Origin of the sequence: Polyangium sp. 15x6, assembly GCF_029960785.1 — a bacterium.
Classification (GTDB): Bacteria; Myxococcota_A; Polyangia; order Polyangiales; family Polyangiaceae; genus Polyangium.
In genome coordinates this window covers 90,370-107,381 of the sequence record NZ_JASBQE010000008.1, presented here as the reverse complement: position 1 = coordinate 107,381, position 17,012 = coordinate 90,370, and the positions used below count along the sequence as shown (strand labels likewise).

Here is a 17,012-nt window from a genome sequence, read left to right as displayed (position 1 = left end):
TCTATCGATCCCCCCTCGACGAGTCAAAAAATGCTCGTCGGATCCTGGGATCTGAACACGAAATCGAATCGCCGACGTCCCAATCGATGCTTCGTCACTCGTCGTCGCCGTTCTTCGGATCGACGCAGAGCTCGCCCGTGAGCGAAGACGAGGCGAAGAGCGAGAGGACCTCGTCGTGGTCCTGGTCTCCCGCAGCCTGCACGACGAACCACGGACCATTCACGGTCGCGTGCACCGCAGCCCAGTTCTGGCAATACGCCACCGTGGGGACCGCGTCGGGCTGAGGCGCGATTCCCGCGACCACCGCATAACCGAAGCGCACCGGGCCGTCGGTCGTCACATTGAGCTGCATCCAGCAATCATGTTCTGGATTGCCCGTCTGACCATTGTCCCAGTTCCGCTTCTTGTCGTTCGGCGTGGCCGGATACCAATTCGTGAGCGACGACGAACACCCGAGATATTGAAACGTCTCGGCTTTGTAGGCTTCCTCCGAGATACGAATCCCGGAGACGACGGCCTTCACCTCCGACGCCGCAGCGCCTCGGATGTATCGGCGATACCCGACCATCGCGATCGCCGCGAGCACGCCGATCATCGCCACCACGATCATCAGCTCGGTGAGCGTGAACCCGCGGCGCTTTGCGTAGCTCCTGGGTCGTTCACCGAACTGCATCGTGTTCATCGTTAAAGCATGGCCCGTGCCACCCGCGATCCCCGCCCCGAGGCGCTCCCGGAGAACCGAACGATCCACCTCGATCCAGCGGCTTTCTCCGGCATTTTCGTTCATTGCGGCGGACCCTCGGGGCCCGAGGAGTGTACCGTTCGCGTTGGACGGTGACCAAAATTGTCACCGGCGGGCTTCGCGTGGTGACGATTCTCGTCGCCCCCCCGCCGGCGCCGGCTGGGCAGGCACGATCGAGCCGTCCGCGTCGTCGTCGTCGTCGGCCGTGTCCGTGTCGAGCCCGTGCTTCGCGAGGCGGTAACGCAGCGAGCGGAACGTGACGCCGAGCAATTTCGCCGCGGCTTTGCGCACGCCGCCGCTCCGCTCGAGGGCCTGCAGAATGAGGCGCCGCTCGACCTCGCCGAGCACGTCCTCGAGAACACACCCCTCCGGCGGGAGCTCCGAAAGAAGAGGCGCGGGGCTCGCCGAGAGGCCGCTCACCTGCGCGGGCAAATCGCCGAGCCCGATCGCGGGCCCCGACGCGAGCGCCACCGCGCGCTCCATCATGTTCTCGAGCTCGCGCACGTTGCCGGGGAACTTGTAAGCGTCGAGCGCGCGTAATGCGTCCGTCGTCAATCCCCTGACGTCCTTGCCGAGCTCATTCGCGAAACGACGCACGAATCGCTCGGCGAGCCGCGCGACGTCCCCCGGGCGATCCCGCAAAGGCGGCAGCTCGATTCGAATGACGTTGAGTCGATAATAGAGGTCCTGCCGGAATTTGTTCTGGCGGACGTCGGCCTCGACGTCGCGGTTCGTCGCGGCGAGGACACGCACGTCGACCGGGATCTCGGCCGCGGCGCCCACGGGCCGCACCTTGCGCTCCTGGAGCACGCGGAGGAGTTTGACCTGGAGCGAGGCCGGCAACTCGCCGACTTCGTCGAGCAGGACCGTGCCGCCCTCCGCCTCGCGGAAGAGGCCGAGCGCGCGCGCGCCCGCGCCCGTGAACGCGCCCTTCTCGTGGCCGAAGAGCTCGCTCTCCATGAGCGCCTCGGGCAGCGCGCCGCAATTGACCACGAGGAAAGGTCTTTTCGCGCGGTCGCTCCGCTCGTGGACGGCGCGGGCGACGCGCTCCTTGCCCGTGCCGCTCTCGCCCGTGATCAGCACCGTGGTGCGCGTGGGCGCGATTTTCCCGACGATCTCGGCGACGCGCCCCATCGCGGGGCTCGCGAAGATGTCGTTCTCGGCGGGCTCGAGGCGCGAGATCTGCGCGCGGAGGCGCTGGTTCTCGAGGAGGATGCTGCTCTTTTCGAGGGCCTTCTGCGCGAGCGCGATGACCTCCGCCGGCGAGAAGGGTTTGCCCACGAAGTCGTACGCGCCCTTCTTCATCGCATCGAGCGCGTTCTCCACGCTCGAATGCGCGGTCATCACGATGACCTCCGTCGCGGCCGATCGCTGCTTCGCCGCCGTGAGGACCTCGATGCCCGATCCGTCCGGCATCACGAGGTCGGTGATCACGAGCGGGAAGGGCTGCGGGTTCTGCTGCAAGGCCTCCATCGCAGCGCGCACGCCCGGCGCGGCCACGACCTCGATCCCGTGCCGCCGGAAGGCGATCTCCAGGACCTGCCGGAGCGCAGGCTCATCATCGATGACGAGGATCTTCGTCGGGGTCGGCGGAACGCTGAGCGGCATGGAGGCCATCCTGCTGAAATTATCACGCCGCTCGTCGGGCGCGCAGAATCTCGCAGGCGTTCTCCGCCGAGAAACGCGTGGCCCAGCCTCCGGCGCGCGCGCGTCGTGAGCAGACGCGCCGCGCCATGTCAGGGCCTGTTACTTCACTTGCAGGCGGACGGATCGGCCGGGCCGGACGAGGTGCGATCCTGGACGACGAAGGTGGTGCGCGCGCTCTCGTCCTCGCCGAGGTCCTGCGCGACCCAGGCGAGATCGCAGAGTTCGCCCGCGATCTGGACCTCGTAGCGGCCGTCGCGGTCGCGATCCTCGACGACCGCGCCTTCGCCCGTTCGCTCGTTGAAGACGATGACGATGGCGCCTTCGAGGCACGGGCCGGAGATGGTCCACATGCCAGGCGCCTCGGCTTGCGGAGCGATGAAGTCGGGCGGCTCGGGCGGAGGGAGGGGGAGGGTCGGGCTCAGGCAACCCGGGAGCGCCACGAGGAAGGCGGCAGCGAAACACCGGAGCAAGGAGCGGCGACCCATCACGCGGGCGCCCGGTGCACGACGCATGCCCCGTGAAACCTCGAGGGATCTTCTGGAAAAACGTGGCGATGAACGCGGTGTCGCGGGAGGCCGAGACAACTACGTTGCCATCGTGCGCCCGTCGGTTTGCAGCACGCGCAAGCTGATGCGTTTCTTCGGGAGGTCGACGGTGAGCGTCGGCGCGTGGTCCGCTTCGCCTTCGTCGAGCAGCTCGCCGACGAGGTCGTAGTCGCTCGCCTGCGTGATGCGCACGCGGCGCATCTCGCCGGGACGCGCCTCGCCGCCCGAGAGATAGACCTGGCCGTCGATGTCGGGCGCCTGGCCGCGATGGCGGCCCATCTGGACGAACTCGTGCTCGTCGCTCGTGCCCTCGACGAGGACGTCGAGCTCGCGGCCGATGAGCGCGCTGTTCTTCTTGTGGGCGATGCGCCGCTGCAGCGACATGAGCTTGCGGTAGCGGTTCGAGGCGACGCGCGCCGGCACCTTGTCGGGCATCTCGGCGCTGCGCGAGTTCTCCTCGTCGGAGTAGCGGAAGACGCCGACCCGATCGAACTCGGCCCACGTGACGAAGTCGAGGAGGTCCTTGAACTCCTCGTCGGTCTCGCCCGGGTGGCCGACGATGAAGGCGGTGCGGAAGGTGAGGTCGGGGATGTCCTTGCGCAGGCGCGTGACGAGCTTGCGGAGGCGCTCGCCGCCGTGGCCGCGGCGCATGCGGCGCAGCATGCCGTCGGCCGCGTGCTGGAGCGGCATGTCGATGTACGGGACGACGCGCGGGTGCTGCGCGATGAGCTCGACGAGCTCGTCGGTGATCGTCTCGGGGTAGAGGTAGAAGAGGCGCGCCCAGGAAAGGCCCGGGACGTCCGCGACGCGACGCACGAGCTCGGCGAGCGTGGGGCGCGCGCCCGCCGGCAGATCGCGGCCGTAGGCGATGGTGTCTTGCGAGACGAGGTTCACCTCGCGCACGCCCGCGGCGACGAGCTGTTCGACCTCGGCGACGACGTCCTCCACGGGGCGCGATCGCTGGCCGCCGCGGAGCTGCGGGATGACGCAGAAGGAGCAGGTGCGGTTGCAGCCCTCGGCGATCTTCACGTACGCGCTGCCGCCGGGCGTGGAGATCGTGCGGGGGTCCGAGGCGCGGACGACCCAGTCGGCGGGGTTGCCGACGAGCATGCGATCGGCCTTGCCCGTGAGGACCTGCTCGAGCTTGAGCATGTCGCTCGATCCGAGGATGTGATCGACCTCGGGCATCTCGTCGGCGATCTCGGTGGGGTGGCGCTGCGAGAGGCAGCCGGCGACGACGAGCTTCTGGAGGTGCCCCTCCTCCTTGAGCTTCGCCATCTCGAAGATCGCGTCGATCGACTCCTTTTTGGCCTCGCCGATGAAGCCGCAGGTGTTGACGACGATCACCTCGGCATCCTCGGGGGCGGGGACGTGGTCGTAGCCGGCGCGCCGCGCCACGCCGAGCATGACCTCCGAGTCGACGCGGTTCTTGGGGCAGCCGAGGGAGACGAAATGAATCTTCTTGCCGGACATGGGGAACAATCCTGGGACGTGGGAGCTTGACACGGCAGAGCCGCAGAGAGCGTCGGGGCCCGCGGTTTTTCTAGCGGGCACGGGGTGCCAGCACCCTCCCTCCTCCCACCCCGAGAGCCCGACGCTCTCTGCAGGCTCGGAGAAGCTTGCTGCACGCCTCGAATCGTCGGTCGGGCTCCTCGGAATACGCCTGTATTCCTGCGTCGCCCTCCCTAGCTTCGAGGCGTTCGCGGCGCTTCTCGCTGCCGGATGGGGGGAGGCGTGGTCAGGGCTTGGCTTCCTCCATGCGGCGGACGAAGCGCTCGAAGAGGTAGAGCGCGTCGTGCGGGCCGGCGGCGGCCTCGGGGTGGTACTGGACCGAGAACGCCGAGAGGCCAGGAAGGTCGAGGCCCTCGCTCGTGCCGTCGTTGAGGTGCACGTGCGTCGTGCGCGCCTTGCCCTCGAGGGAGGCAAGATCAACCGCAAAGCCGTGGTTTTGCGTGGTGATCTCGATGCGGCCGGTGTCGAGGTCCTTCACCGGCTGGTTGATGCCGCGGTGGCCGAACTTGAGCTTGTACGTGCGGCCACCCATGGCGAGCGCGAGGAGCTGGTGGCCGAGGCAGATCCCGAAGAGCGGCTTTTTCCCGACGAGACCGCGCACGGTGTCGATCGCGTAGGAGACGGGCGCCGGATCGCCGGGGCCGTTCGAGACGAAGACGCCGTCGGGCGCGAGGTCGAGGATCTCGGCGGCGGTCGTCTTCGCAGGCACGACGGTGACGCGGCAGCCGACGTCGACGAGCGAGCGCAGGATGTTGCGCTTGATGCCGAGGTCGATGCAGACGACGTGCTTGTCCGTGGCGTGCGCGCCGGGGACCTTCGTGCCGAAGGCGCCCGAGCCCTCGGTCCAGACGTAGGGCTCTTTCGGCGTGACGCGCTGGGCGAGGTCGAGGCCCTCCATCGACGGCGCTTCGCGGGCGCGGCGGATGAGCTCTTCCGGGGAGGCCTTGCCGATCGCGCCGTTCTGCGAGCCGCGATCGCGGATCGTGCGCGTGAGCAGGCGCGTGTCGATGCCCGCGAGGGCCACGATGCCGTGTCGCGCGAGGTAGGCGTCGAGCGTCTCGTTCGCGCGGAAGTTCGCGGCGACGGGGGAGAGGTCGCGCACGAGGAAGCCCGCGACGTGCGGCGCGCCGGTGGTGCTCTCGTCGTCCTCGCGGTTGATGCCCGTGTTGCCGATCTGCGGGGCCGTCATCGTGACGATCTGCCCGCAGTACGAGGGATCCGTGAGGACCTCCTGGTAGCCGGTCATGCCCGTCGTGAAGACGACCTCGCCCGTGGCGATGCCAGGCGCGCCCCAGGCGACGCCCTCGAACGTGGTGCCGTCCGCGAGGCAGAGATATGCGCGCTCGCCGCTCATCGTGTGTCTCCCTGGGCCCATACGTCGTGCACGACGCGACCCGCAGCCATGGTGAGCTCGACCGAGCCCGTGACGGACTTGCCGAGGAAAGGAGTGTTCTTGCTCTTCGACCGGAGGCGCGCCGGATCCACGGTCCAGCGCTTCTCGGGGTTCACGAGGCAAAGCTCGGCGAGCGCGCCCTCGCGCAGCGTCGGCGCCGAAAGGCCCACGATGCGAGCCGGCGCGGCCGTGAGCGAATCGATCAGGCGCGCGAGCGGGAGCGCGCCCTCGCGCACGCGGGCGAGGAGCAGCGGGACCACGAGCTCGAGGCCGATCATGCCGGGCGATGCCTCGGCGAACTCGCAGTCCTTCTCCAGCGAGGAGTGCGGCGCGTGGTCGGTGGCCACGCAGTCGATCGTGCCGTCGGCGAGGGCCTCGCAGAGCGCGGCGACGTCCTCCGGCTCGCGCAGCGGCGGGTTCACCCTGCAGGCCGTGTCGTAGCCGATCACCGAGGCGTCCGTGAGCGTGAGGTGGTGCGGCGTGACCTCGGCGGTGACGCGGATGCCGCGGGCCTTGGCCTCGCGGAGGATGCGGACGGCGCCGCGGGAGGAGATGTGGGCGATGTGGTACTTCGCGCCCGTAACTTCGGCGAGCAGCACATCCCGGGCGACGATGATGTCCTCGGCGACGCGGGGCCAGCCGCGCAGGCCGAGCCGCGTGGAGACGGCGCCCTCGTGCATGAGCGCGCCCTCGGTGAGGGCGTGATCCTCGGCGTGCTGGATGACGGGGAGATCGAAGTTCGCGGCGTACTCGAGGGCGCGGCGCATGACGGCGCTCGACGTGACGCAGCGGCCGTCGTCGGAGACGGCGACGGCGCCCGCGTCCTTGAGGTCGGCCATCTCGACGAGCTCGGCGCCCTTCTGGCCGAGGGTGATCGCGCCGATCGGGTGCAGCGCGGGGCCCTCGATCGAGCGCGCCTTCGCGATCATCGCCTCCGTGATGCTGCGCGTGTCGTTGACGGGGCGCGTGTTCGGCATGGCGCAGACGTGCGCGAAGCCGCCCGCGGCCGCGGCGGCGAGCCCGGACGCGATGTCTTCCTTGTACTCCTGGCCGGGCTCGCGCAGGTGGGCGTGCAGATCCACGAAGGCCGGGACGAGCAACAGCCCTTCGCCGGAGAGCACGCGCGCTCGTTCGGAGGCGAGGATCTCCGGTGTCGCGGCGCCCGCGCCGATGCGCGTGATGATTCCGCCCTCGACGACGACGTCGACGATCGCGTCGATGTTCGCGCCTGGATCGACCGCGCGCACGGCGGTGATGACGAGCAGGCCGTCCTTTCTCTGGGGACCGAGCATCGCCCGCCCTCTAGCATTTTTGCGCGGAGGGGGCTCGCAAAGCGGCGAGCTTGCCCACGAGGCTTGCGCGATCGCGTCGCTGTCCGGAGAAAGGCGGCGCCGGCTCGTCCGTCGGGGAAATCGGAAAGCGTGGCGAGGACGAACCCCGCCGGTGCGCCGTTACTTTGAGGTCAAATGAGCTTGAGGGCGGCGGCGACGTCGAGGCGACCGCGGAGGACGCCCTTGCCACGTTCGCTCTGGGCCATCGAGAGGGGCGTCGCGCTCTGGAGCAGCGCGGAGCGGACGGCGCGTGCATCCACCTGCTTTCCACGGGCGATCTGCACGCTGAGCAGGAGCGCGGCGATGCCCGCGACCATCGCGGCGGCGAAGGTCGCGCCGCTCTGCGCGACGGTTCCCCCGCCGGGAGCTGCACCGATGAGGCCCTCGCCCGGCGCGACGATGCCGCTGTCGCGGTAGGTCGGGCCCCACATGCCGAAGTCGAGCAGCTTGCCTTCCGCGTCCTCGGCCGCGACGGCGAGCACCGTGGAGGCGGCCGTGGGCACGTGGAAGTGCTCGTTGCCGTCGCCCTCGGCGGCGACGACGACGAGCACGTTGCGCTCGGCGGCGCGAGCGAGCGCCTTCGCGAGCGCGTCGAGCATGCCCGCGTCCGGCGAGAGCGCGCCGCCGTGCATCGTGATGACGTGGGCGCCGGCGGCGATCGCGTCGCGGATGCCCTTCGCGAGATCGGGCGGATGGCCGGCGGGTGCGGTCGTCTCGGGGCGGAAGTTGTGCACGGGCACGACGATGCCCTTCGCCTTCGGAGCGATCCCCGGCGCGGGGCCGCTCGGCTGACCGAACACGAGGCTCGTGACGTGGGTGCCGTGCGTGCGGTCGGCCGCCTCGTCGCTGGACACCGGCATCTCGAGGGCCGTGACGTTCGCGCCGCGGAAGGCCGGGTGCGCGAGATCGACCGGGCCATCGAGGACGGCGACGCAGACGTCGGGGCTTCCGAGGGTTTCAGCCTGAAGCGCAGCGAGGCCGGCCAGGTTGGATCGCGGGTCGGTGGACATGGGCTGACGGAGTCTACCTTCTTTTCTTCGCAGGGGTCCACCCTTGCGCTTCCTTGTTCGCGGGGATCCAGGCTCGCGCGGGAAGGCTGCGATTTTTTCGCGAGCCGCGGCCGGGCGGGCGTCCGAACAGTGCTCCGGACTCTCGCCGTCGGTTGCGACGCACCTCGGGGGATTTCCGTCTTCTTCGGAAGATCGCGCTCTCGCGGGAGGCGTCAGCGGGCGGAGTCGAAGGAGTCGTAGAGGACGCGCGTCTTGGCTTGCGCGATGGCGTAGGTGGCGTCGACCCCGTCGCGGCGGGCGTAGGTGATGTTCGTCCCGCGAAACGCGTCGCCGGCGCCGAGAGAAACGCGCAGGGTGCGCTGGGGATCGACGGCCGCGGGCGCGTCGGGATCGAGGCCTCTGCGCTCGATGGTGATCACGACGGCGGGCGGGTCGAGTCCCTCTTCTTTGCGAGGCGGGCCGACACTGACGGCGCCCTCCGGGACGAGGTCGGCGAGCGCGTCGCGGATCGCGGCGGCCTTCGCGGTCGCGGCTTCGTCGCCCCGGATGCGCAGCGCGTCCCCCGCGCGATCGAGGACGAGGGGCGCCTTGCGTTTGTCCGAAGGCGTGATGGTGACCTTCTGGATCTCGGCCACGTCGAGGGCGAAGATCGATCGGTCGAGCAGCCATTTTCCGGCTGCGGACTCGATCTTCGGATCGATCACGAAGACGGCGTCGTCACCGTCGAGGCGCGCGAAGGAGCCGCCCGTCGTGGGCGCGCCGAGGAGCAGGCGCACGGTGCGCGCGCCCGCGTCTTTGCCCGCGGCGAGATCCGCTTCGATGACGAGGCGCGGGTTCGCGAGGCCGAAGGATCCATCGTCGCGCTCGGCGACGAAGCGCTCGACATGCAAGGGCAGGAGCGACGTGGCGAGTTCCGTGCCGAAGCCGAGGTCGGCGGCGAGGTTCTTGCCGCGCGGCTCTTTGAGCGCGAAGCCTCCTTCGGGCGTGCGTTCGAGGTGCTGCACGCGATCGCCCTCGGTGATGCGCAGCGCGCGCAGGCTCGTCTGCGGGGCGTCGATCACGGTGGGGCTGCGCAGCGTGATCTTGCTCGGGAAGAGCGCGCGCGCTCGATCGGCGGGGATCGCGAGGACGGCGCCGTCGGAGATGCGCAACACGGGGACGATGTCGCCTTGGGGTTTGCCGACGTAGAGCTCTTCGATCCGATCGTCGTCGCCGCCGTCGGGGCTCCGCGAGGGCAAGACCGAGACGATGCGGACCTTGCCTTGCGGCGGATCGAGGCCGAGTGAGGCGCGATCGTCCGCGGGGAGAAAATCCTTCGCGCGGAGGGCGAGGAGGGATTCGAGGAAGAGGCGGCCGGTGGCGCCCTCGATGTCGCGATCCTCGGGAGCGCGCTCGTGGAAGCCCGTGCCCTTGCGCGCGAGCTCGATGCGGCGATCGCCGGCGGTGAGCGTGACCTCGTGGATCTCGTCGATCGTCGCGAAGAACGCGTTGCGATCCACGAACGCGCTCTCGGGCTTCGAGAGCGCGTCGAGGAAGGCCTTCGGCACGCAGGCCGCGGCACGCGTGGGCGCCGTCTGCAGCGCGACGACGAGGTCGGGTTTGTCGGGACAGGCACCGCCGAGGACGAGGGTTCCCTTGGGCTTCGTCGCGTCCGTGGGGATCATCGTGAGCGTCGCCGTGGGCGTGGACGCGCGGCGCGCGGCTTCGTCCGCGAGGAAGGCCTCGGCTCGCATGCGGGAGAGCGTACTTTCCAGCTCGTCCGTGGCGGCGCGGGAGGCGCGGCGCCCCGCTTCCTTCGCGGGGTTGTCGAGCCGGAGCGCGTCGCCGCCGTCCGTGGGGCGGGCGAGCGCGTACTTGCCGCTCGGACCCTCGATCTCGAACCGCGCGACGTCGCTTGCAGGGTAGGGGAGGAGATCCCGCGATCGGAGCGAGCTCGGATCGATCGCGAGGGCCGTGACGAGCTCCTTCGTGATCACCTGGAGCGAGGCCCGATCCCCTTCGTGAACCTCGATGAGCGCAGCGCCTGCCGGTGTTGGCGCGGGCCCTCCGATCGCGAGCGTCGTGGTTCGTCCCGGCATGGTCACCACGATCCGCGCGCGAGGCGCATCGAGGCCGCTCGCCGCGCGATCCACGCTGTCCGGCGCGAGCACCCGCTCGTGCGTGGCGAACTCCAGCGTGCCGAGGAGCTGGTCGACGATCTGCGCCTCCGCGGGGAACCGCTCGCCCCCGATCGTCACCTCCCAGAAGCGCTGCCCGAGCGCGTCGGGCGGCGTGCGCGTGAGCTTCGCGCTCGACGCGCCCTGCTCGACCACGACCTCGGTGATCTCGTCGGGCCTCCACGCGAGGACCACGTTTTTCTTTCGTTGCTCGGCCTCCTCGGTCGTCACCGAGCCGCGATCCACGACGAAGACGTAGGCGCCCGCGCCGATCGAGAGGGCGCAGAGGACGAGCGTCGTCGCGTGTTTCTTCGCGAACTTCGCGAAGCTCATTCGGGCGCTCGCTCCTTCTCCTTGCGCGTCCCACGCCGCTCCGTCGCGCGCCTTCGCAGGTGCACGGCGATCCCGGTGAGCACGGACGCGAGCGGGATGAACACCACGACGTAGCGGAAGATCGAGGCGAGCGAGTCCTCGCTCATGCGCAGGCCCGCGGTGAAGGCGGGCTTGTTCGGGATGTCGAGCGGCACGGGCGCCGAGGCGAGCCAGGCGATCGCGCTCTCGACGAAGATCGCCGTGCCGCGAAGCTCGTCGCTCTGCCAGTTCTCGCCCATCATCGGGCTCGCCGATCCGATGGCCACGAGCCGCGCGCCGCGCTCGGCGCCCGGGCGCGCGGGCAACTCCGCGGCGAACGAGACCGTGAGCGGCCCCTTGTGATCCACGTCGTTCGGCGCGGGATCCGAGGGGTTTTTCGCCCACGTGAAGAAGTCGATCATGCCGAAGGCGTCCTCGCTCGTCTCCAGCAAGGGCGACACCGCGGCGGCGCCCTTGCCCGTCTTCTGGAGCGAGCTCGCCACGGTCACGACCGCGCCGAGCCCCGACTGTTCGGCGCGGATCAGCCCTTCGGTGATGGGATGCGGCTTGGCGATCGGGAGGAACGTCTCGCCGTATCCGCGCACGGCGCGCAGGCGCGCATCGGTCTCGAACACGAAGTCGCGCGCGAGTGCGATCCCGAAGCGATCGAGCAGCGGATCGAGGCCGAGATCGAGGTACTTCTGGTCCCCCTCGTCCGGCACGGGTGAGGCCGCGACGAGGACGTTGCCGCCCTGCTCGACGAACCCTTCGAGCTTCTTCGTTTCGGCCTCGGAGAAACGCAGCGACGGCCCCGCGACCACGACGACGCGGCAACCGGCATACGGCGCGCGCGACTTCTCCTTGTCTTCGGCCTTCTCGCGGGGGTCGACGGTCACGACCTCGTGCCCGTTCTTCTCGAGCCGCTCGCGCAGCGGCGCGAGGCCACTGCCGCCCGTCTCGATCGACTTCTCGTCGTGCCCCGTCGTGAAGCAGATCTTCGGCCGATCCGTGGACACGACCGCGCGGATCGCCGCGGTGAGGGCCTGCTCCAGCCGTGGCCGCGCGCGCACGTCGTTCTCGTCCTCGACCTCGACGAGATCACGCGGCGTGATGAACTGCGCGCGATCTCCCCGCGCGACGATGATCGCAGCGTCCGTCACCACCCGACCGTCGACGACGCGTTCGTCGTACTTGCGTTGCACCGCGACGAACTCGGCCGCGTGCCGAATGGGATCGGTGAAGTGCACTTCGAGGCGCGACGTCTCGCTGCGGTAGGCCTCGAGCAGGTGCCGGATCGAGAGCGCGAGCGGATCGTCCGAGGGCAAGAGCACGTCGACGCGGATCGGCTCGCCGAGCGCGTGGAGCGTCTGCTCTGTCGCGGGGCTCAGCGTGTAGAGCCCGCCCTTCGTGAAATCGAAGCGCTTGTAGTGCCGCGCCGCGAGCACGTTCACGAGCACCGCGAGCACCATCGCCGCCACGAGCCCGACGAGCGCGCCGAGCTTCGTCCCCGCGCTCGTCCCGGCCGGCGCTTCGGGCGCGGGATCACGCGGAGGCGCGGGGGCCTTCGCAGCCGCCGGCTTCACGTCCCTCGGCTTCGTGCCTTCGGACCGAGGCGCCTTCTTGCCTTTCTTCGGCTTGCGCTCCTCGCTCATCCCCACCTCCACGCCTCGACGGCGCGCACCGTGACGAAGAGCGGCAGGAGCACGACGGTCGCGTCGAAGACGAGCCGCCGCGAGTCGATGAGCCCCCGCGACGCGTCGTTCATTTGAGTCCAAACGGAGACGTGCGTCGCGAGATCGTGCGCCGGACCATCGGGCACGATGAACTCCGCGAAGCCGAAGAAGAAGAGGCCCGAGATCACCAGCGCCGAAAGCACCGCGGCCGTGAGCTGGCTCTGCGTGAGCGCGCTCGTCATGACGCCGAGCGCGAGGTAGCCCGCGCCGATCGCGAAGACCGAAAGGTAACTCGTCCCCACGACCCGCCAGTCGACGTCCCCCGTCCGCGCGAGGATCACGATGTAGAGCGCCGTCGGCGCCCACATCACGACGTACGTCGCCAGCGCGGCCGCGTACTTCGCGAGCACGACCCCCACGGTGCCCACGGGCGCCGTGAGCAACGTCTCGATCGTGCCGCTGCGCCGCTCCTCGGCGAAGAGCCGCATCGTGAGCAGCGGGCAGACGAGCAGGAGCGGCACGTAGAGCAGCATCGTCTGGCCGAAGAAGGCCTGAACCGGGCCGCTGTCGCCGACGGCCTCGGCCGGCGCCGCCGCGAAGTTCACGACGATCAGGAAGAAGTGCAGCCCCTGCAAGAGCAGGAACGACGTGATCACCACCCAGGCGAGCGGCGTGACGAAGAGCGAGAAGAGCTCACGCTTGAAGATCGGCCAGAACCCCCTCACGCCTGCACCTCGGCCGCGTCCTCGTCCACCCGCGTGAGCTCGGAGAAGACCTGCTCGAGCGTCGCGGCCCGCGGCACGACCTCACGCACGCCGAGCCCCGCGCCGACGAGCGCCGCGACGACCCGCTCGGCCGCCTCGGCCCCGCCCTCCGCGCGTCGGTATTCGACGACGAGCGCCGCCGCGTCCGCTGCCGGCGCGTGCCCCGCATCCACCTCGGCCCCCGCGATCTCCGGAAGCGCACGGACGATCCCGAGCGCGCGCGGCGCGTCCCCGCGCACGACGATCCGGAGCCCCGAAGCCCTTCGCATTTCGCGCAGCTCCTCGATGGTCCCCGACGCCACGAGCTTGCCCCGCGCGACCACGAGCGCGCGTGAGCACGTCGCCTCGACCTCCGACAGGATGTGCGTCGAGACGAGGATCGCGTGGTCCTTGCCGCGCCGCTTCACGAGCTCGCGCACCTCGCGGATCTGGTTCGGATCGAGCCCCGCCGTGGGCTCGTCGAGGATCAGCACCGGCGGATCCCCGAGCAGCGCATCCGCGAGCCCGACGCGCTGCCGGTACCCCTTCGACAGATGCTGCACGAGCACATCCGCGACGTCGTCGACCCGCGCCTCCTCGGCGGCCCGCTCGACCGCCTTGGCCCGCGCGCTCCGGGGCACGCGCTTCACCTCGGCGCGAAAGGCGAGGTACTCGCGCACCCGCATCTCCGGATAGAGCGGCGAGGTCTCGGGCATGTACCCTAGCTTTTCCCGCGCGAGCTGCGGCTCCTCGGCGATGTCGTGCCCCCCGATGCGGATCCGCCCCGCGCTCGGCCCGAGAAAGCCGGCCAGCATGCGCAGCGTCGTGCTCTTTCCCGCGCCGTTCGGCCCGAGGAACCCCACGACCTCGCCGCGCTCGACGTGAAACGACACATCCGACACGGCGCGAAAGGCGCCGTACGACTTGGAGAGGCGCTCCACTTCGATCATCCGGGCAGGGCTTAGCGCAAGCATCCAGGAAGGGAAAGACGCGCGGGCGGGCTCACGAGGGGGGCCGGGCGCGCCTCGCGACGCGAAGGGCCTGGTAGCGGGCGGGCCGCCACTCTGGTAGGAGCGGTCAGACCTCTCGATGGACCAAGCGCTCCTCCGTTCGTACCTCGCGACGATCTACGAGTTCCCCGGCCCGCACGGCGCGCCGCTGCGCGCCTCGCTCGACGGCGAGATCGTCCAGGATCACTCGGCGTTGCCCGAGCTCCTGAACCGGCGTTTCGCGGTGCTCACGGCCTACAACCCGCGTTCGATGCTCCTGCCCCGCAAGGTGAACGAGCAGCGCCACCACGTGCTCCGCGACCTGCTCATCCTCGGCTGCTACCGCGTCGAGCCCTGCGTCGGCTCCGAGGCGGAGCCCGAAGGCGTCTGGCGCGAGCCCGCGTGGCTCGTCTACGGCATGGAGCGCGACGAGGCCATCGCGTTCGGCCGCGTCTTCCGACAAAATACCATCGTCTACGCGGAGAACGGTCGCCCCGAGATCATCGTGACCGACCCGACGGCCGACGACGTGGGACGTACCTTCCACGGCAACTGGCGGGTACGCTCGTGACTGCGAAGTTTCTGGCCTCTTCGAAGAAAGCGGCCACCGAACGCCAATCCCTCCACAGGAGACAGTCGAAGATGCGTCATCAATCCCTGTTCTCGGCCGCGATCCTCGGCGCCGCTCTGCTCGTGGGAGCCACGGCCTGCGGCCAGAAGAAGATCACCGAGTGCAACCAGCTCATCGAGGTGATCAACAAGGGCGTCGAGAGCCTGAACAAGACGCCGAAGGGCGGCACCGACCCGACGGGAGCGAACGAGCTCAAGAGCATGGCCGACGCGATGGACAAGGTCGCAGCCGACGCCGCCAAGGTGGAGCTCACGATCCCCGACCTGAAAAAGTACTCGACCGAGTACCAGACGATGGCGAAGGACGTCGCCAAGGCCGCTCGCGACATGGCCGCCGCCGCCGAGGCGAAGGACCTCGCGAAGATCAACTCGGCCCAGGCCGCGCTCGACAAGGCGGTCAAGCAGGAAGACCCGCTCGTCGACAGCATCAACAAGTTCTGTCAGGCGCCTTGAGTTCAGCAGCCCCCGCTCTTGGATGGGAGCGGGGGTGTCTCGTTCGTCGCGTCAAACCACGAACCGATACCCCACGCCCCGCACCGTCACGAGGTGCCTGGGGTTCGCCGGGTTGTCCTCGAGCTTCGTCCGTAGCTGCAGGATGAAGTTGTCCACGGTGCGCGGCGTGCCGTGATGGCTCGGCCCCCACACCTTCGCCTGGAGCTGCTCCCGCGACAGCACGCGTCCGCCTGCGCTGACCAGGCAAAACAGGATGTCGAACTCCGTCGCCGTGAGCTCCACGAGCTTCCCGTCGCGCCGCACCTCCCGCGTCGACGGATGGATCTCGAGGTCTGCTGCCCGGATCGCGCTCGCGTCGTCCCCGCGCGCGATCGCGTCACGCCGGAGCACCGCCTTCACCCGCGCCAGGAGCTCCGCCAGCCCGAACGGCTTCGTGATGTAGTCCTCGGCGCCGAGCTCGAGCCCCATCACCTTGTCCATCTCAGCGCCGCGCGCGCTCAGCATGATCACCGGCATCGTGTACCGCTCGGCGCGCAGCATCCGCAGGAGCTCGAAGCCGTTCAGCTTCGGCAGCATCACGTCCAGGATCAAGAGGTCGATCCCGCCTCCGCGCGCGAGCGCGAGACCACTCTCCCCGTCGGTCGCGAGGAGCACGCGATACCCCTCCGCCGACAGGTTCATCTCGAGTCCCATCGCGATGCTGTCGTCGTCTTCCACGACGAGGACCGTGCGCCGCGCGCCGCCCTGTCCGACCCGGTTCATCGATCCAGGCTCTCTATCACGTTCCGCGCCGCTTGCCGCTCCCACCCTTACGCCGTCCCTCCCGTGCTCGACATCGGCTCCGACACCCGCACCCTCGCCTGGATCGGCAGCACCAGCGTGAACGCGCTCCCTCGACCCGGCTCGCTGTCCACGATCACGCGACCCCGATGCGCGCGCATCACATGTTGCACGATCGCAAGCCCGAGCCCCGACCCCTCTTGCTGCCGTGCAAGGAGATCATCGACCCGGTAAAATTTCTCGAAGATGCGCTTGTGCTCGCGCCGCGCGATCCCCTTGCCGTTGTCGCGCACCGTGATCAGCACCTCGCCGAGCTTCCGCGCCACCGTGAGCTCGATCTTCCTCGGCTGCCCCCCGTACTTGTAGGCGTTCGACAGCAGGTTCACGATCGAGATCACGATCGCCCCGTGGTCGCACCACACGCGCGGCAGGTCCGGCTCGAATTGCATCGAGAGCTCCACGTGCCGCTGCTCGCGCGTCGGCTCGAACGCGGCGATCGCCTCCTCCACGACCTTCACCACGTCCTGCTCGGCGAGCTCGTAGACCCGCCGCCCGCTCTGCATCCGACCCCAGTCGAGCAGCCGATCGATGAGCTGTTGCAGCCGCGCGCTCTCCTTGTTGAGCGCCTGGATGCAGCGATCCTCGCTCTCCTTGTCCCCGCGCCGGAGCACCAGCGTCTCGGTGAACATGCGGATCGACGTCAGCGGCGTCCGGAGCTCGTGCGAGACCTTCGACACGAAGTCGGCTTGCAGCTCCGAGAGATCTCGCTCTCGACGCAAGAACACCCACACCAGGATGACCCCCGTCACGAGCGCGCTCGAGAACGTGAGCACGAGGATCCCGATCAGGATGTTGTACCGCGCCTCGCCCATCACCACGAGCGACGCGCCGATCGCCGACAGGAGCACCGACGGGACGATGACGAGCGAGACCAGCAGCTTGACGATGCGCCGGTAGCCGAGCGTCGTGAAATCACGTGCCCTGCTCATGCGGCCGAAAGGTAGCGCGCACCTAGCGCCCTGGGGAGAGGCCACGCACGCGGGCCGCGCCGCGAGGC

The 17,012-nt window shown here is 69.5% G+C and carries 15 protein-coding genes; 2 read left to right on the top strand and 13 right to left on the bottom strand.

What is annotated here, in order from left to right; genetic code table 11:
- Positions 1–94 precede the first annotated feature (94 nt).
- From QHF83_RS08770 to QHF83_RS08720, 11 genes are all read right to left on the bottom strand, one after another.
- Positions 95–682 carry a prepilin-type N-terminal cleavage/methylation domain-containing protein gene (locus tag QHF83_RS08770; protein ID WP_282417312.1) on the bottom strand — a complete coding sequence of 196 codons (588 nt, stop codon included), beginning with the start codon at positions 680–682 and terminating at the stop codon, positions 95–97.
- 165 nt (positions 683–847) lie between these two features.
- The gene (locus QHF83_RS08765; RefSeq protein ID WP_348980434.1) at positions 848–2,359 is read right to left on the bottom strand and encodes a sigma-54 dependent transcriptional regulator; all 1,512 of its coding nucleotides are present in this window, start codon (positions 2,357–2,359) and stop codon (positions 848–850) included.
- A 134-nt stretch (positions 2,360–2,493) separates the two neighbouring features.
- Positions 2,494–2,901 carry a hypothetical protein gene (locus QHF83_RS08760; protein WP_282417310.1) on the bottom strand — a complete coding sequence of 136 codons (408 nt, stop codon included), beginning with the start codon at positions 2,899–2,901 and terminating at the stop codon, positions 2,494–2,496.
- A 72-nt stretch (positions 2,902–2,973) separates the two neighbouring features.
- Positions 2,974–4,407, bottom strand: coding sequence for a 30S ribosomal protein S12 methylthiotransferase RimO (gene rimO, locus QHF83_RS08755; RefSeq protein ID WP_282417309.1), 1,434 nt, complete (start codon positions 4,405–4,407; stop codon positions 2,974–2,976).
- Positions 4,408–4,672: 265 nt separating this feature from the next.
- On the bottom strand, positions 4,673–5,800 hold the full coding sequence (gene carA, locus QHF83_RS08750) for a glutamine-hydrolyzing carbamoyl-phosphate synthase small subunit (RefSeq protein WP_282417308.1): 1,128 nt from the start codon (positions 5,798–5,800) through the stop codon (positions 4,673–4,675).
- On the bottom strand, positions 5,797–7,131 hold the full coding sequence (locus QHF83_RS08745) for a dihydroorotase (RefSeq protein ID WP_282417307.1): 1,335 nt from the start codon (positions 7,129–7,131) through the stop codon (positions 5,797–5,799). Before QHF83_RS08745 ends, carA begins: the two co-directional genes overlap by 4 nt.
- 170 nt (positions 7,132–7,301) lie before the next feature.
- Positions 7,302–8,180: a S8 family serine peptidase gene (locus tag QHF83_RS08740; protein ID WP_282417306.1), complete on the bottom strand. Its 879-nt coding sequence runs from the start codon at positions 8,178–8,180 to the stop codon at positions 7,302–7,304.
- A 212-nt stretch (positions 8,181–8,392) separates the two neighbouring features.
- A complete protein-coding gene (locus tag QHF83_RS08735) occupies positions 8,393–10,669 on the bottom strand; it encodes a DUF4340 domain-containing protein (protein ID WP_282417305.1) in 2,277 nt (758 codons plus the stop codon).
- A complete protein-coding gene (locus tag QHF83_RS08730; RefSeq protein ID WP_282417304.1) occupies positions 10,666–12,339 on the bottom strand; it encodes a GldG family protein in 1,674 nt (557 codons plus the stop codon). The genes QHF83_RS08735 and QHF83_RS08730 overlap by 4 nt, the downstream gene beginning before the upstream one ends.
- Positions 12,336–13,085, bottom strand: a complete 750-nt coding sequence (locus tag QHF83_RS08725; protein ID WP_282417303.1) for an ABC transporter permease — start codon at positions 13,083–13,085, stop codon at positions 12,336–12,338. Before QHF83_RS08725 ends, QHF83_RS08730 begins: the two co-directional genes overlap by 4 nt.
- Positions 13,082–14,053 (bottom strand): ABC transporter ATP-binding protein, encoded by a 972-nt coding sequence (locus QHF83_RS08720; RefSeq protein WP_282417302.1) that lies wholly within the window; start codon positions 14,051–14,053, stop codon positions 13,082–13,084. The genes QHF83_RS08725 and QHF83_RS08720 overlap by 4 nt, the downstream gene beginning before the upstream one ends.
- A gap of 139 nt (positions 14,054–14,192) precedes the next feature.
- On the opposite strand from QHF83_RS08720, the gene QHF83_RS08715 reads away from it, so the two are divergent.
- Together QHF83_RS08715 and QHF83_RS08710 are read left to right on the top strand one after the other, a co-directional pair.
- On the top strand, positions 14,193–14,663 hold the full coding sequence (locus QHF83_RS08715) for a DUF3293 domain-containing protein (protein WP_272425296.1): 471 nt from the start codon (positions 14,193–14,195) through the stop codon (positions 14,661–14,663).
- A 71-nt stretch (positions 14,664–14,734) separates the two neighbouring features.
- Positions 14,735–15,175 (top strand): hypothetical protein, encoded by a 441-nt coding sequence (locus QHF83_RS08710; RefSeq protein WP_282417301.1) that lies wholly within the window; start codon positions 14,735–14,737, stop codon positions 15,173–15,175.
- Positions 15,176–15,226: 51 nt separating this feature from the next.
- On the opposite strand, the gene QHF83_RS08705 is transcribed toward QHF83_RS08710, so the two are convergent.
- A complete protein-coding gene (locus tag QHF83_RS08705; protein ID WP_272425298.1) occupies positions 15,227–15,937 on the bottom strand; it encodes a response regulator transcription factor in 711 nt (236 codons plus the stop codon).
- 47 nt (positions 15,938–15,984) lie between these two features.
- Positions 15,985–16,944 (bottom strand): HAMP domain-containing sensor histidine kinase, encoded by a 960-nt coding sequence (locus QHF83_RS08700; RefSeq protein ID WP_282417300.1) that lies wholly within the window; start codon positions 16,942–16,944, stop codon positions 15,985–15,987.
- Between the last annotated feature and the right edge of the window lie 68 nt (positions 16,945–17,012).

Excerpts from the sequence above, each read along its gene's own strand:
- QHF83_RS08765 (WP_348980434.1), bottom strand. The coding sequence starts at position 2,359 with ATGGCCTCCATGCCGCTCAGCGTTCCGCCGACCCCGACGAAGATCCTC.
- QHF83_RS08770 (WP_282417312.1), bottom strand. The coding sequence starts at position 682 with ATGAACACGATGCAGTTCGGTGAACGACCCAGGAGCTACGCAAAGCGC.
- QHF83_RS08700 (WP_282417300.1), bottom strand. The coding sequence starts at position 16,944 with ATGAGCAGGGCACGTGATTTCACGACGCTCGGCTACCGGCGCATCGTC.
- QHF83_RS08710 (WP_282417301.1), top strand. The coding sequence starts at position 14,735 with ATGCGTCATCAATCCCTGTTCTCGGCCGCGATCCTCGGCGCCGCTCTG.
- QHF83_RS08760 (WP_282417310.1), bottom strand. The coding sequence starts at position 2,901 with ATGCGTCGTGCACCGGGCGCCCGCGTGATGGGTCGCCGCTCCTTGCTC.
- QHF83_RS08715 (WP_272425296.1), top strand. The coding sequence starts at position 14,193 with ATGGACCAAGCGCTCCTCCGTTCGTACCTCGCGACGATCTACGAGTTC.
- carA (WP_282417308.1), bottom strand. The coding sequence starts at position 5,800 with ATGAGCGGCGAGCGCGCATATCTCTGCCTCGCGGACGGCACCACGTTC.
- QHF83_RS08745 (WP_282417307.1), bottom strand. The coding sequence starts at position 7,131 with ATGCTCGGTCCCCAGAGAAAGGACGGCCTGCTCGTCATCACCGCCGTG.
- QHF83_RS08720 (WP_282417302.1), bottom strand. The coding sequence starts at position 14,053 with ATGATCGAAGTGGAGCGCCTCTCCAAGTCGTACGGCGCCTTTCGCGCC.
- QHF83_RS08730 (WP_282417304.1), bottom strand. The coding sequence starts at position 12,339 with ATGAGCGAGGAGCGCAAGCCGAAGAAAGGCAAGAAGGCGCCTCGGTCC.
- rimO (WP_282417309.1), bottom strand. The coding sequence starts at position 4,407 with ATGTCCGGCAAGAAGATTCATTTCGTCTCCCTCGGCTGCCCCAAGAAC.
- QHF83_RS08740 (WP_282417306.1), bottom strand. The coding sequence starts at position 8,180 with ATGTCCACCGACCCGCGATCCAACCTGGCCGGCCTCGCTGCGCTTCAG.
- QHF83_RS08735 (WP_282417305.1), bottom strand. The coding sequence starts at position 10,669 with ATGAGCTTCGCGAAGTTCGCGAAGAAACACGCGACGACGCTCGTCCTC.
- QHF83_RS08705 (WP_272425298.1), bottom strand. The coding sequence starts at position 15,937 with ATGAACCGGGTCGGACAGGGCGGCGCGCGGCGCACGGTCCTCGTCGTG.